The sequence below is a fragment of the Xanthomonas sp. BRIP62415 genome (assembly GCF_003993515.1).
GTDB classification, from domain to species: domain Bacteria; phylum Pseudomonadota; class Gammaproteobacteria; order Xanthomonadales; family Xanthomonadaceae; genus Xanthomonas; species Xanthomonas euroxanthea.
Map to the genome: position 1 here is coordinate 83,501 of NZ_QEZH01000013.1, position 13,977 is coordinate 97,477.

A 13,977-nucleotide genomic window follows, 5' to 3' on the forward strand; every position below is an offset into this window, starting at 1 on the left:
CCGACCCATTTGTGCAGCGTTCTCATCCAGGGCGTCATGCTGCGGCCCTCCTGCGGAAGCTGTAGAACAACAGCCAGGCGCCACTGAGCACGAACACCAGTCCGACCGCCGAGGCCACGCGCAACAGAGTGTTGTTGACGTCCGAGCGCGCCTCGTAGTCCATGATGTGGAACATCCACAGGAAATCGAACCAACGCCACAGGCTGTGCCGCCGCGCCAGCAACTCGCCGCTATAGGGCGAGAAGTACAACGTCGTTTCACCGGCATCGGCGTAGTGCACGGCCCACATGGGAACCGGGCGGGTGGCGACTTCCTGCGGCGCCTGCGTCACCCATTCAACCCGGGCTACCGGCGCTTGGCCCTGGTACACCGCCTTGGCCAGCGCGATCGCCATCTGCTGATCGCCCGGCGAGAGCACATGGCCGGTCGTAGCGTCGAGCAGGTAAATCTTGTCGTGGGCATGGATTTCATAGACATCCCGCTCTAGCAGGCGCTTGAGCTTGACCTGGGTCATGCCCGAGTAGCGGCGCTGCAACTCCTCACCTGACAAGTGCGTGGGTGCGACCAGCGGTTGCTGATGCGCATGGGCCAGGTGATCGCCATGGATGATGTCCAAGGAAATGACCGTCATGTACACGCCGCTGATCATCCACAGCAGCGCTTGCACGCCGATGATCAGGCCAATCCATTTGTGGGCCTTACGCGCCCAGAAAGCCGATTTCATAGTGATCTCGTTCGACAGGAAGACGACACCTGCCCCCGTCACACGGACGGGGGCAGGTGAAGCGGGCCTTACCAGTGGTAACCCACGCGTGCATACCAACGACGACCCAGCAGGTCATACGTCATCGTGTCGGTATTGGCGTCGGTGTAGCTCTGGATGAACGGGGCTTTCTTGTCGTACAGGTTGTCGATGCCGAAGGACACATCGAAGGTCTTGTTCGGTGCGTACTTGAGCTGGACATTGTGGTAGGTCACGCTGGGGGCATGATCGCCAATGTCGCCGGGGCTGGCGTTGATGTCATCCGCCTTGCCGATGTACTGCAAGCTGTAAGAGCCGGACCAGGCTTCGCGCTCCATCGTCAGCGAGGTCAAGGCGCGCCAGTGAGTAAAGCTGCCACGGCCACCGGTGATCTTGCCGGCGTACTCGATCACCTCCGCGCCCGGGAACGGCCGCACGTCGTACTGGTCCAGATAGGACACATCCACACTCAAAGTCGAATCGAACCCAGCGACCGCGAACTCGTACAGACCACCCAGGTCGATGCCCCGTACCCGCTCGTTGGCCGCATTGACCGGCTGGGACGACAGGAAGTCCACTTCACCGGTGATCGGGTTGCGGGTGAAGTTGTCATTGCCGCAGAACGGATGCGCCAAGCCCGGGGTGTTGTAGCAGATCGACAGCTTGGTTGAGCCATCGATACGCTGGATGGCGTTGTCGATCTTGATGTTGAAGTAGTCCACCGTCAGCGTCAGCCCTGGCAGGAAGCGCGGGGTCCAGACCGCGCCCACGGTCAAGGACTTGGCATCTTCCGGCTCCAGGTCAGGATTACCGCCGGAGGTGGTCAGGATCGTGTTGCCCGGCTGCACGTAGCCCGCCGGTACGCCGTACGCCTGGCAGTTCTGACGCACTACCGAATCAGCCGGCAAGCTGCTCCAGCCGCTACAGGGATCGGTCGTGGTCAGGTTGCCCTCGGCCACGCCACCAAACAGCTCGGGGATGTTAGGGATGCGGAAAGCCGTGGCGTAGTTGGCGCGCACCTTCAAGGACGGCACGATCTGCCAATCCAGGCCCACCTTGTAGTTCACGTCTTCGCCGAACAGATCGTAGTCGGAGTAACGCACCGCGGCATTGAGCGTCAGGCTCTCGGCGATCACGCTGTCCTGCAACAGCGGCACGGCAAACTCGGCGAAGGCTTCCTTGGCCGTGTACTCACCGGCGATCGGATCCTGTTGGTTCGTGTTGGCAATGCCCAGCACCGTCAGCGGATCAGGATCGCGCCAACCACGCTCCTTGCGAACCTCGATGCCGGAGGCAAAGCCCACCCAACCGGCCGGCATCTCGAATAGCTGGCCGCTGATGTTGGCGGTGAAGCTTTTCTGGTCATTACCGCCGTTATCGCGCGTCCTGAACAGGATGTAGTTGAGCACCTCGGGGGTCAGGTCGCCGTAGCCGAGATAGTCACCGCAGGGGATCGCCGCGCCGGGCGTGTTGCTGCACACCGCGGTATTGAGCGTGTCATCCACCCGGTCCAGGTTGGCCACATTGGTCGAGCCATCCACACCGGTGTTGCGCCCCCAGTTCAGCGCGGCCGACCAGTCCCAGTTCATGCCCAACTGGCCTTCAATGCCCGCGACCACGCGGAAGGTATTGGTTTCCTGGAAGAACTCGCGCGGGCCGGCCTCTTCCAGACGGCGGCGCTGCAGCAGCAGGTCTTGGCCGGTCGGGTTGGTCGGGTGGCTGGCCGCGATGTTGATCGGGCGATAGACACCCAGGCTGCCGGGCGTGGCCAACTGGTCGGACTGGCGGTTGGTGAACATCAACTCGGTGAACACGCGCGTGGTTTCATTCACCGTGCTGTCGCCGAACAGGCTGAAGCTCAAACGCTTGATCGGATTGACGGCATTGAGATAGGGATTGCCGTTGTAGTTATGTTTGGCCGCCGAATACGGTTCATAGAAATCCCCGTCACCATTGGGATCCTGATTGAAGTTCACGCGCGAGCCGTCGGCTAGCAATGCGCGCCCACCGATGGTGGCCGAACTGCCCACACATTCGAGTTGCCCGTCGACCTCACCCAAGCCGCACGGTGCGCGTGAGGCCATGTTGACCGTGCCGGTCTCCGAGTAGTTGATGCCGGCCATCAACGAACCGCGGTCTGACGTAATACCCCAGGCGAAATCGAACGACTTTTCTTCGCCATCACTTTCGAAGGTCTGTCCGTACCGCACTGCCGCCTCGGCACCGTCGTAGTTCTTCTTGGTGATGATGTTCACCACGCCCGCCACGGCATCGGCACCGTAGATGGCTGAGGCACCGTCCTTGAGGACCTCGATCCGCTCGATCAGCGCTACCGGGATGATGTTCAGGTCCACCGAGCTGTTGGCACCGGTGCCACCATTGACCACACGACGACCATTGAGCAGAACCAGCGTGCGGTTAATGCCCAGGCCGCGCAGATTGACCTGAGTAGTGCCGTAGCCGTTCTCGGCCCAGTAGGCATTGGACTGGCTGCCGGCAAAGCCGGCCGAGGCCGGCAGGCGCTGCAGCAGCGTCTCCACCGAAGTGGCGCCGGAGCGCTCGATGGCTTCGGCATCCACCACGCTGACCGGACCAACACCGGAGAGCTGCAGTCGCTTGATATGGCTGCCGGTGACCTGGACGGTGTCCAGCGTCTTGGCCGACTCGCTCGTGGCGCCCTGTTCAGCCTGCTGAGCCAGAGCCACCGTGGAAAAACCGGCGCACAGAAGGGCACCGACGGATACCGCCAAAGGATTGCGCTTGAAGTACATGGGTTCTCTCTCCCCCGAAGGGCAATGCATGCGTATGACCCTGGTGCCCCAGACGTGGGGGCCTATGCGACATCAGGGCGTGCGTAGACGTCGCCAATCAATGGCGACCAAGCAGCATTAGCCGATGGGAGGTCGGAACAGCCGGGATACCTGTCGTCGCAGCGGCGGCAACTCAGGCGTAGGTAGGTAGGTGCTCGTCAGGGCGTGCTGGGCGGCAAAGATGACCGGCACACGCCCGGCGAAGAAGGTGAGCACACAGCTGCAGTCGCAGGAGGTGGTGCTGCAGTCGCACTGATGATCGTTCTGATCACCCTGCCCGGCTTGCTTGCCACCGGGACGAATTTTGTTGCAATCGTTACTAATCTTGGCGCGTTCATTGACACGCGCGCCGCCGTGCACCGAGTGGGTGCCATTCACCGCACCTGGGGGAGGAATATGCCGCACGGCCATCCGCGTGGTGGCCTGCGCGCTCAGGATCCCATCCGCGCAGAGCACGAGGATCAGGAACATACGCAGTAGCACACGAAGCGACGACATGAGCGTGTGGCGAACCCGCAGGTTGTCTATACCACAGCAATAGCACGAGGAAATTCTTAGTGTCAACTGCTTATGCAGCACAGCATCGAAAGTGGTTGGACTGGTTGTATAGACATGTAATGCTTGGCCCATGGACGAACCCAAGCCGCACTACCAGAAGCTCAAGCACTTCATCCTGCGTCACATCACCAACGGCGACTGGCCCGCGCGCAGTCGCGTCCCCAGCGAGAACGAACTGACGGCCAAGTTCGGCTTGTCTCGCATGACAGTGAATCGAGCGCTGCGCGAGTTGACCGATGCCGGCGTGCTGACCCGAGTGCAAGGCGTGGGCACGTTCGTCGCCGGGCCCAAGGCCGAATCGGCGATGTTCGAGGTGCGCAACATTCGCGAAGAGATTCAGTCCCGCGGCCAGACACACTCGGTCCAGGTATTGATCTGCGAGACGGTCGAGGCGCGCTCCAGTGTGACGACCAACTTCGGCCTGACACCGGGCACGGAGCTGTTCCACAGCCGCCTGCTCCACCACAGCGATGACAAGCCCGTGCAGTTGGAGGATCGCTTTGTGCAACCCAGCGTGGCGCCGGATTACCTGGACATCGATTTCCACACCGAGATTCCGCATCAGTACTTGATGCGCGTTGCGCCGCTGGAGCGCGCCGAACATGTGATTGAAGCCGAGACGGCCAGCAAGCGTCTGGCTGCGCAACTGAAGATCAACGAAGGCGATCCGTTGCTGGTGCTGACCCGACGTACGTGGTCGCGCGGACAGGTGGCCAGCTTTGTGCGGCTGATTCACCCGGCATCTCGTTACCGCTTTGTGGGCACCTTCCAGGTTGGCGCCCCCCTGACCCCTTGAGGATTTGATGGATACCTTGGAACGCTCCGCTTCCCCTGCGCGCACCGTTCGCGCTCCGATCGGCACCCAGCTGCACTGCAAGAGCTGGCTGACTGAAGCGGCCTACCGCATGATCCAGAACAATCTGGACCCCGATGTTGCCGAGCGCCCGGAAGACCTGGTGGTCTACGGCGGCATCGGTCGTGCTGCGCGCGACTGGAAAAGCTTTGACCGCATCTTGGAAACGTTGCGATCGCTTGAGAACGATGAGTCCTTGCTGGTCCAGTCGGGCAAGCCCGTCGGTGTTTTCCGCACACACCCCGATGCGCCACGCGTGCTGATCGCAAACTCCAACCTCGTCCCCCATTGGGCGACGTGGGAGCACTTCAACGAGCTCGATAAGAAGGGCTTGATGATGTACGGCCAGATGACGGCCGGCAGTTGGATCTACATCGGCAGCCAGGGCATCGTCCAGGGCACGTACGAGACCTTCGTGGAGTTGGGGCGCCAGCACTACGGTGGCAACTGGCAGAACAAGTGGATCCTTACCGCCGGCTTGGGCGGTATGGGTGGTGCGCAGGCGTTGGCGGCGACCTTGGCCGGGGCCAGCAGCATCGTGATCGAGTGCCAGGAGTCGCGAATCGATTTTCGCATTCGCACGCGCTATGTCGATCACAAGGCAACCTCCATCGAGCAGGCCTTGCAGATCATTGAAAGTAGTCCAGTCCCCGTGTCGGTGGGATTGCTGGGCAATGCGGCCGAACTGCTGCCGCAGTTCGTCGCCCTTGCACGTAGTGGCGGCGCCCGCCCCCATGCGGTGACCGATCAGACCTCGGCGCACGATCTGATCAATGGCTATCTGCCCGCCGGATGGACCCTCTCACAGTGGGAGCAGGCCCGCAGCGGTGACGATGGTCAGCGACGCGAGCTGGCGCAGGCTGCCGCGGCCTCGTGTGCCACGCATGTGCGCGCGATGCTCGATTTCCACGCCATGGGCGTGCCGACGATCGATTACGGCAACAACATCCGCCAGGTGGCGCTGGATCAGGGCGTGGACAATGCTTTTGCCTTCCCCGGCTTCGTGCCCGCCTGTATCCGTCCGCTGTTCTGCCGCGGCATGGGCCCGTTCCGATGGGTGGCCCTGAGCGGGGATCCAGAAGACATCTACAAGACCGATGCTAAGGTCAAGGAACTGTTTCCTGACAACACGCATCTTCACCACTGGTTGGACCAGGCCCGCGAGCGCATTGCCTTCCAAGGTCTGCCCGCACGGATCTGCTGGTTGGGCTTGGGCGAGCGCCACAAGGCCGCGCTGGCCTTCAACGAAATGGTGCGCAATGGCGAGCTCAAAGCACCGATCGTCATCGGACGCGATCATCTGGACTGCGGCTCGGTAGCCAGCCCCAACCGTGAAACCGAAGGCATGCGCGATGGCTCCGATGCGGTCTCGGATTGGCCGCTACTCAACGCGCTGCTGGCTGCCAGTGGCGGTGCGACCTGGGTGAGCCTGCATCATGGCGGCGGCGTCGGGATGGGCTTCTCGCAACACTCAGGCGTGGTCATCGTGTGCGATGGCACCGAGCAAGCCGATCGCCGGCTGGCGCGTGTGTTGTGGAACGACCCGGCAACGGGCGTGATGCGCCACGCCGACGCGGGCTACGAGCAGGCACTGGCCTGTGCCCGTGAGCATGGCCTGACCTTGCCGGCCATTCTGGAGTGAATCGCATGCTTACTCTGACACCGGGCCAGCTGACGTTGGCCCAACTGCGGCAGATCGCGCACGGGACTGATCCCATCGCCTTGGACGCAGATTGCTGGGACAACGTCCGCGCCTCTTCGCAGGCCGTGCAGGCCATCGTGGCCGCCGGCGAGCCGGCCTATGGCATCAACACCGGCTTTGGCAAGCTGGCCAAAGTCCATATCCCGCGCGAGCAACTGGAACAGTTGCAAACCAACCTGGTGCGCTCGCACGCCGTGGGCATGGGGCCATTGCTCGACGATGCCTGCGTGCGCCTGATCTTCGCCACCAAGATCGCTTCTTTGGCGCGAGGCTACTCCGGTGTACGCGAGCATACCCTGCTTACCCTGATCGCGATCTACAACGCCAGGATCTGGCCCTGTATTCCCTCCCAAGGCTCAGTCGGTGCATCCGGTGATCTGGCCCCCTTGGCGCATCTGACCTTGGCGGCCATGGGCGAAGGCCAGGTACGTGTCGACGGGCAGATCCTGTCGGCCAGCCAGGCCCTGCAAGATGCCGGGATCGCTCCCATCCGACTGGCAGCCAAGGAAGGGCTGGCATTGCTCAACGGCACCCAAGTGTCCACGGGCATTGCGCTGATGGCGCTGTTTGCCGCCGAACAAGTCTATGCGGCCGCCGTGCTAACGGGCGCGATGAGCGTGGATGCGGCATGCGGCTCCGATGCTCCGTTCGATCCGCGCATCCACGCCGTGCGTGGCCAGCCCGGCCAGATAGCAGTGGCCGCGCACTACCAGCGACTGCTGGCCGGCAGCGCCATTCGCCAATCGCACCTTCACAACGACACCCGCGTGCAAGACCCTTACAGCCTTCGGTGTCAGCCTCAGGTCATGGGGGCGGTGCGCGATGTCATGCAGCACGCCGCCCACGTGCTGCTGACCGAAGCCAACGCAGTCTCCGACAATCCGCTGGTGTTCACCGACACCGGCGAGGTGATCTCCGGCGGCAACTTCCACGCCGAACCGGTAGCCTTTGCCGCGGACCAGCTGACGATGGCGGTGTCCGAGATTGGCGCCCTGTCGGAACGGCGCATCGCCCTACTCATCGATGCCACGATCTCCGGGTTACCCGCCTTCCTGGTCGCCAATCCGGGCGTGAACTCCGGCTTCATGATCGCGCACGTGACCGCGGCCGCCCTGGCCAGCGAGAACAAGACCCTCTCCCACCCGGCCAGTGTGGACTCCCTGCCCACCTCGGCCAATCAGGAGGACCATGTCAGCATGGCCACCTTCGCCGCGCGCAAGTCGCGCGAGGTGGCCGACAACGTGCGCCGGATTGTGGCCATCGAACTGCTCGCCGCCTGCCAAGGCATCGAGTTCAGGCGGCCACTGGCGTCTTCGCAAGCATTGGAGGCAGTGCATGCGCAGGTGCGTAGCGAGGTGCCCCGCTACGATGAGGATCGCTATCTGGCGCCGGAAATGCAGGCGATGGAAGCCTTGATCGAGCGGGGCGGTTTGCGCGCGTTCCTGGACTGGCCGCTGCAGGATCTGCGCGCGTGAATCTGGCTTGGCACGGACGCGTGGACCTGCCGGCGACCGCCGATACGCAACGCTGGCACCAAAGGGTGGCCTTGGACCCGCAGCCTGAGGCGCCCGGCATTGCCCTGCTGGGATTTGCCAGCGATGAAGGGATTCGTCGCAACGCCGGCCGCCTGGGCGCCGCACAAGGGCCCGGTGCACTTCGCAACGCCTTGGCCAACCTGCCTGTGCTCCATTGTGCTCCGCTCTACGATGCGGGCGACATCACCTGCGTGGATCAGGCATTGGAGCTGGCGCAGGCCCACTACTCCCATCGAGCGCAGCAACTGCTGGATCAGGGGCATTGGGTGATTGGTCTGGGCGGCGGCCACGAGATCGGGTATGCCAGCTACGCCGCACTGCGCGGACACCTGGGCGCATCCAAAGCTCGCATCGGCATCTTCAACTTCGATGCACACTTTGATCTGCGCGAGCAAGGCAGTGCAAGCTCGGGCACGCCCTTCCTGCAGGCACTGGAGCATGCCCGCAGCATTCGCTCCCCGCTGCGGTATCACTGCATCGGTGTAAGTCGATCCAGCAACACGGCGCGTCTATTCGCCACGGCCAACCGCGAAGGCGCCCATTACCTCACCGATGACGTGCTGTGCACCTGGAATTGGCAGGCACAGGCTGAGGTTCTGCGTGCGTGGTGTGATGCGGTTGACGTTATCTACCTGACGCTGTGCCTGGACGTGCTGCCACAGGCGGTGGCCCCGGGCGTGAGTGCCCCCAACCCACGCGGGGTGAATCTGGAGGTCCTGGAAGCCCTGCTGGATCTGGTCATGGCCTCGGGCAAGGTACGTGTGGTCGACGTGGCGGAACTGTGTCCGCCCCTGGATCCGGATCAGGCCACCGCACGTGTGGCTGCGCGCTTGATCCACCGCATGGTCAGCGCGCAGGCTCAGTGGGGTGATACCGGCTGGCAAAAGGCAGTGAGCTAGCGGGAGCGCTCAGCCAGAAGTTGTTTCATCTGGGCGATCTCCTGCTTCTGCGAGGTGATGATCTCCTGGCAGAGCTTGACCAGCTCGGGATCCTTCAGGCGGTTTTCCTCGCACATCAGAATGGCGCCGGCATGATGGGGAATCATGGAGCGGATGAACTGCCGATCTGTCACCGCGGCCTGCGTGCGAATTCCCCACCAGCAGAACAGCATGAACGCCACGGTCACGCCGGCCAGGATCAGATTACGCCGACGATCGGGGTACATGCTGGACATGAGCCAAAGCTCGATCAACAGCATCGGCGCGGCCATCAGGCCCGCCATGTAGAACTGGTTGACGTTGTTATAGACGTTGGCCCACTGATCGACCATGGCATACATCAGGGCGTACATGGCCAGGAACGACAAGGCCATCATCAGCAGCAGGCGACCGTAGTGGCCCTGATGCGTCTGACCGGAACTTCCGTGCGAGGCGTGTTGCTCTGAATGCTGCGTGTGCGTGCTTTCGTGCTTACCGTGCGAAGAAGACATGTCGATCTCCGTGGGAATGGCAGAACATCGCCGAATCCCGGGGGCCAAGGAACCAGCCCCCGGGGAGATAGCAGTTACATACCCTTGCCGGCAGCGAATTCCTGCGGGCTCAGCTTGCCGTCCTTGTTGCCATCAAGCATGCCGAAGTGCGGCGCGAGCTTGTGCTTGGCCAGTTCTTCCTTGGACAGCGCACCATCCTTGTTGGTATCGAGCTTGGTGAAATCGGCATCGGCCGCGGCCGGCTTGTGCTGACCATGCTCCTGCTTCTTGTGGTCCATCGGCTTGTGCTGACCGTGGTCGGTGGTGGGCGTGGTGGTCTGGCCGCCGGCGAAGGCCGCGCCCGCCATCAGAAACAGGGCCATCATCGAGAGGGAGGCATAACGCTTCATTGCAGTACTCCTTGTGGGATATGAGCCATCAGTGACAGGAATGGCCGCGCGCAGGCTCATCGGCGCGGTCAGGGGGGGAGGTGGCAACAACGGTGGAGCCGGACAAACGCAAGGCATTGGTGACCACCGAAACCGAGCTCAGGCTCATGGCCAGGGCCGCCATCATCGGACTGAGCAAAAGGCCGAAGCTGGGATACAGCAGGCCGGCGGCGATAGGCACGCCGATGGCGTTGTAGACGAAGGCGAAGCCCAGGTTCTGCTTCATGTTGGCCACCGTCGAAGACGAGATGGCACGGGCTTGCACGATGCGCCTCAGATCACCCTTGACCAGGGTGAGCTGGGCGCTGGACATGGCCACATCCGTGCCCGTCCCCATCGCGATGCCCACATCGGCTGCCGCCAGGGCCGGCGCATCGTTGATGCCGTCGCCAGCCATGGCCACACGACGACCCTGGGCCTTGAGTTGCTGGACCAGTTCGGCCTTGTCCTGCGGCTTGACGCCGCCACGCACATCCTCGATGCCCAGCGTGCGCCCCACGGCCTCGGCCGTCGCCTGTGCGTCACCGGAGGCCATCACCACGTGCAGGCCATCGGCACGTAGCAGGTTCAAGGCAGGCAAAGTCGTGACTTTGATGGGATCTGCTACCGCAATGGCGCCGGCCAATCGTCCATTGACCGCCAGGAACATCACGCTGGCGCCTTCCTTGCGCAGACGCTCGGCGCTGCTCTGCAAGGGCGCAACATCAGCCCCTACCGATGCCATCAAGCTTTGGTTGCCAAGCACCACATCCTGATCGGACACGCGCCCGCGAACGCCTTGACCGGTGAGCGAATCAAAATCTTGGGCGGCCACCAGGTTCAAGCCACGTCGCTGGGCTTCCGCCACGATGGCCTCGGCCAAGGGATGCTCACTGCCCTGCTCCAAGCTGCCAGCCAAGCTAAGGATCTGATCGGCATCGAAACCGGCGTAGGAGAGCGTGTCGCGAAAGGCTGGACGGCCCTCGGTCAACGTACCGGTCTTGTCCACGATCAACGTGTCGATCAGACGTAGCTGCTCGATCGCCTGAGCATCGCGGAACAGGACCCCGACCTGCGCAGCGCGGCCAGTGGCGACCATGATCGACATGGGGGTAGCCAAACCCAGGGCACACGGGCACGCAATGATCAGAACCGATACGGCATTGAGGACGGCAAAAGTCCAGGACGGTTCGGGTCCAAACAGACCCCATCCGAAGAACGTGAGCACCGCCGTGGCCAGCACGGCCAGGACAAACCAGTACGCCACCTTGTCCGCCATACGCTGCATCGGCGCGCGGGAGCGCTGGGCTTGGGCTACCAACTGCACAATCTGCGCCAGTACCGTCCCGGATCCGACTTTGTCCGCCCGGATGACCAAGGCGCCCGTCCCGTTGAGCGTGGCGCCTATAACGTGATCACCGACAGCCTTCTCCACCGGAATGGGTTCACCGGTCAGCATCGACTCATCGACACTGGTGCGGCCTTCGATGACCTCCCCATCGACCGGCACCTTCTCGCCCGGTCGTACGCGAAGCAGGTCACCCACGTGCACGTGATCCAGCGCAACGTCCTCTTCGCCCCCATCGGGTTTGACGCGGCGAGCCGTCTTGGGCGCCAATCCCAGCAGGGACTTGATGGCCGCCGAGGTTTTGGAACGCGCCCGCAGTTCCAGCAGCTGTCCGAGCAGGGTGAGCGAGACGATGACCGCTGCCGCCTCGAAGTAGACCCCTACCCGTCCATGCTCGCGGAAAGAGTCCGGAAACAGGCCCGGTGCAACGGTGGCCACCACGCTGTAGCCAAACGCGGCGGCCACGCCGATGCCGATCAGCGTCCACATGTTGGGGCTGCGATTGCCGATGGACTGTAGGCAGCGCTCAAAGAATGGCCACCCCGCCCAGAGCACCACTGGAGCGCTCAGCACGAGCTCAATCCAGGTGCGCGCCTGCGTGGACGAGCCGGGCAGACGGTGTCCCAGCATGGCCAAGACCAGGACGATCAAGGTCAAGGGCAATGTCCACCAGAACCTTCGGGTGAAATCGCGTAACTCCGGATTGTCGTCCTCCTCCAGCGAGGGCATCTCCGGCTCCAGCGCCATGCCACAGATCGGACAGGTGCCGGGACCTGGCTGACGAATCTGCGGATGCATCGGGCAGGTGTAGACCGTGGCGTGGGTACCGCTGGGTTGGGCCACCGCTGCTGGGGCGGTCACTTCAACTTGCTGGGGAGCATCGTCCGTATAGCGGACGGGACTGGTGATGAACCGCTCTCGGCATTTGGCTGAGCAGAAGTGATACTTCGTTCCGCCATGCAGGGCGTGGTACGGCGTTCTAGCCGCGGAGACCTGCATACCGCATACCGGATCACGCACCGAGTCTGGACCATCGCTGGCACCCTGCGGCATCGCCTTGCCGGCTTCATCGTGGGAATGAGGGGACATGGATCACTCTGGTCTGGAAGAAGGGATCGCGAGCAAACTGTCAGCTGCGTTGACCGTGCAGGACGTAAGGCTGCGTGGTGCCATCGGGCAGTACGAACTCCACCGTATAGGGTTGAACGCGTCCGTCGGGCATCTCCATGCCAGGAGAACCGGCAGGCATCCCCGGTAGCACCAATCCACGGCCTACCGGGCGCTCACGCAGCAGGCGCAGGATGTCCTGCACCGGCACATGACCTTCGACGATGTAGCCATCGATCTCGGCGGTATGGCACGAGCCGCGTCCATAGGGAACGCCCAAGCGCGCCTTGATCGGGTTGAGGTCTTCGCTGTTGTGCACCTCAACCGTAAAACCTGCTTTCTCCAGATGCTCCACCCACAGTTGGCAGCAACCGCAGGTCGCACTCTTATGTACTTTGACCAACGGCAACGGACGCTGCGGTTGAGTGACCTGCTGCGCAGCCGCCGATGTCGGAGATTGGGCGTCCGATGCCGCCTCTGAATTGACAGCCGATTCGGGGCGCGCGCATGCGGTCAGCGACAAGGCCGTGGCCAGCAGAAAGAGACAGCTGCGTGAAGTGTTCATCATGCTTCCTTAAGAGATGCCCGAGCGCCGAGGCGCTCGGGCGTGGAGCCGGGGCAGCTCCATGAAGGGATCAATGCTGGTGATCGTGGCCGTCATCGGCCTTGGGAGCTGGCTCGGCTGGTTTGGCTGGCATGGAGCCGTGCTGATCGTGCTCGCCCTCGGACTTGGCCTGCGCAGGTTGCTTTGCCGGCTCGGCCGCATGCACGTGCGTCTTGCCGTCGGCATGCACATGCGTGGTGCCTTCCTTAGGCTTGCTCATGTCCATGCCCATGCCACCTGCTTCATGCCCCTGGCCATGGCCATGGCCATCACCCATCTCTTCGCTATCACCGCCGCCATGGTGATCTGCACCCGCTTCCTCGCCATGCGAGTGCCCGCCGGTCTCACCGCCACCGTGTGAATGGCCATCACTGCTGGCTACCAACGCCTGGTAGCCGGCCTTGTCCAGCTTGGGCAGCTTCTGCAGGAAGGCCGACATGTTCCAGATGAACTCATCGTCCATGCTGCCGCCCCACGCAGGCATGCCGCTGGCCTTGATGCCGTGCTTGATCACCCAGAACGCCTCAGCTGGACCCACCGGGTGCTTGCTTAGGTTTGGTGGCGCGGGGTACAGACCCTTGCTCATCTCGGTGGCCGCCGCATCTGGCGAAAGATGACAGGTCACACACATAGCGTTGTAGTTGCCCGCACCCTGGCGGATACGCTCAGGATCATCCAGGTTCGTGGGTACCTGAAGCTTGGCGGCGCGCACCTCAATGGAACGCTCACGCGCCGTTTCAAGTAGCGCATACACCGGGCGACTATGCGGATCATCAGCGGCCACGTTGTACACGCCCAGAGAGACCGCGGCGGTTGCGACCACCGCAACCAATGCCACGCCGGCGCCGAGCCATACCCACATCTTCTTGTTGGATTTCATTG

The 13,977-nt window shown here is 62.9% G+C and carries 12 protein-coding genes; 4 read left to right on the plus strand and 8 right to left on the minus strand.

Annotated features, from left to right (window positions below):
* Window positions 1–34 precede the first annotated feature (34 nt).
* The 3 genes from EO141_RS03645 to EO141_RS03655 all read right to left on the minus strand — a co-directional run bounded on the left by EO141_RS03645 (window position 35) and on the right by EO141_RS03655 (window position 4,023).
* Window positions 35–766 carry a PepSY domain-containing protein gene (locus tag EO141_RS03645; RefSeq protein WP_206514014.1) on the minus strand — a complete coding sequence of 244 codons (732 nt, stop codon included), beginning with the start codon at window positions 764–766 and terminating at the stop codon, window positions 35–37.
* Window positions 767–792: 26 nt separating this feature from the next.
* Window positions 793–3,513, minus strand: coding sequence for a TonB-dependent receptor (locus EO141_RS03650; protein WP_126945635.1), 2,721 nt, complete (start codon window positions 3,511–3,513; stop codon window positions 793–795).
* 117 nt (window positions 3,514–3,630) lie between these two features.
* The gene (locus EO141_RS03655; protein ID WP_074053011.1) at window positions 3,631–4,023 is read right to left on the minus strand and encodes a CopL family metal-binding regulatory protein; all 393 of its coding nucleotides are present in this window, start codon (window positions 4,021–4,023) and stop codon (window positions 3,631–3,633) included.
* A gap of 157 nt (window positions 4,024–4,180) precedes the next feature.
* On the opposite strand from EO141_RS03655, the gene hutC reads away from it, so the two are divergent.
* The 4 genes from hutC to hutG are packed head-to-tail and all read left to right on the plus strand — an operon-like array spanning window position 4,181 to window position 9,099.
* Window positions 4,181–4,906: a histidine utilization repressor gene (hutC, locus tag EO141_RS03660; protein WP_046932594.1), complete on the plus strand. Its 726-nt coding sequence runs from the start codon at window positions 4,181–4,183 to the stop codon at window positions 4,904–4,906.
* Between the two features lie 16 nt (window positions 4,907–4,922).
* A complete protein-coding gene (gene hutU, locus EO141_RS03665; RefSeq protein ID WP_206514017.1) occupies window positions 4,923–6,605 on the plus strand; it encodes a urocanate hydratase in 1,683 nt (560 codons plus the stop codon).
* Complete coding sequence (gene hutH / locus EO141_RS03670) at window positions 6,602–8,140, plus strand: histidine ammonia-lyase (protein WP_196768843.1); 1,539 nt, start codon at window positions 6,602–6,604, stop codon at window positions 8,138–8,140. Before hutU ends, hutH begins: the two co-directional genes overlap by 4 nt.
* Window positions 8,141–8,160: 20 nt before the next feature.
* The gene (hutG, locus tag EO141_RS21635) at window positions 8,161–9,099 is read left to right on the plus strand and encodes a formimidoylglutamase (protein ID WP_231110600.1); all 939 of its coding nucleotides are present in this window, start codon (window positions 8,161–8,163) and stop codon (window positions 9,097–9,099) included.
* On the opposite strand, the gene EO141_RS03680 is transcribed toward hutG, so the two are convergent.
* The 5 genes from EO141_RS03680 to EO141_RS21640 form a co-directional block, all read right to left on the minus strand.
* A complete protein-coding gene (locus tag EO141_RS03680) occupies window positions 9,096–9,629 on the minus strand; it encodes a DUF305 domain-containing protein (RefSeq protein ID WP_065031431.1) in 534 nt (177 codons plus the stop codon). The genes hutG and EO141_RS03680 overlap by 4 nt on opposite strands.
* A 74-nt stretch (window positions 9,630–9,703) precedes the next feature.
* Complete coding sequence (locus tag EO141_RS03685; protein ID WP_049395166.1) at window positions 9,704–10,018, minus strand: hypothetical protein; 315 nt, start codon at window positions 10,016–10,018, stop codon at window positions 9,704–9,706.
* A 28-nt stretch (window positions 10,019–10,046) separates the two neighbouring features.
* Window positions 10,047–12,437 carry a heavy metal translocating P-type ATPase gene (locus EO141_RS03690; protein WP_081280536.1) on the minus strand — a complete coding sequence of 797 codons (2,391 nt, stop codon included), beginning with the start codon at window positions 12,435–12,437 and terminating at the stop codon, window positions 10,047–10,049.
* Between the two features lie 76 nt (window positions 12,438–12,513).
* Window positions 12,514–13,056: a DUF411 domain-containing protein gene (locus EO141_RS03695; protein ID WP_080955570.1), complete on the minus strand. Its 543-nt coding sequence runs from the start codon at window positions 13,054–13,056 to the stop codon at window positions 12,514–12,516.
* Between the two features lie 70 nt (window positions 13,057–13,126).
* The gene (locus tag EO141_RS21640; RefSeq protein WP_228903386.1) at window positions 13,127–13,975 is read right to left on the minus strand and encodes a cytochrome c; all 849 of its coding nucleotides are present in this window, start codon (window positions 13,973–13,975) and stop codon (window positions 13,127–13,129) included.
* Window positions 13,976–13,977: the final 2 nt, after the last annotated feature.

Coding starts and splice junctions, on each gene's coding strand:
- EO141_RS03680 (WP_065031431.1), bottom strand. CDS start 9,629: ATGTCTTCTTCGCACGGTAAGCACGAAAGCACGCACACGCAGCATTCA.
- EO141_RS03655 (WP_074053011.1), bottom strand. CDS start 4,023: ATGTTCCTGATCCTCGTGCTCTGCGCGGATGGGATCCTGAGCGCGCAG.
- EO141_RS03690 (WP_081280536.1), bottom strand. CDS start 12,437: ATGCCGCAGGGTGCCAGCGATGGTCCAGACTCGGTGCGTGATCCGGTA.
- EO141_RS03695 (WP_080955570.1), bottom strand. CDS start 13,056: ATGAACACTTCACGCAGCTGTCTCTTTCTGCTGGCCACGGCCTTGTCG.
- EO141_RS03685 (WP_049395166.1), bottom strand. CDS start 10,018: ATGAAGCGTTATGCCTCCCTCTCGATGATGGCCCTGTTTCTGATGGCG.
- hutC (WP_046932594.1), top strand. CDS start 4,181: ATGGACGAACCCAAGCCGCACTACCAGAAGCTCAAGCACTTCATCCTG.
- EO141_RS21640 (WP_228903386.1), bottom strand. CDS start 13,975: ATGAAATCCAACAAGAAGATGTGGGTATGGCTCGGCGCCGGCGTGGCA.
- EO141_RS03650 (WP_126945635.1), bottom strand. CDS start 3,513: ATGTACTTCAAGCGCAATCCTTTGGCGGTATCCGTCGGTGCCCTTCTG.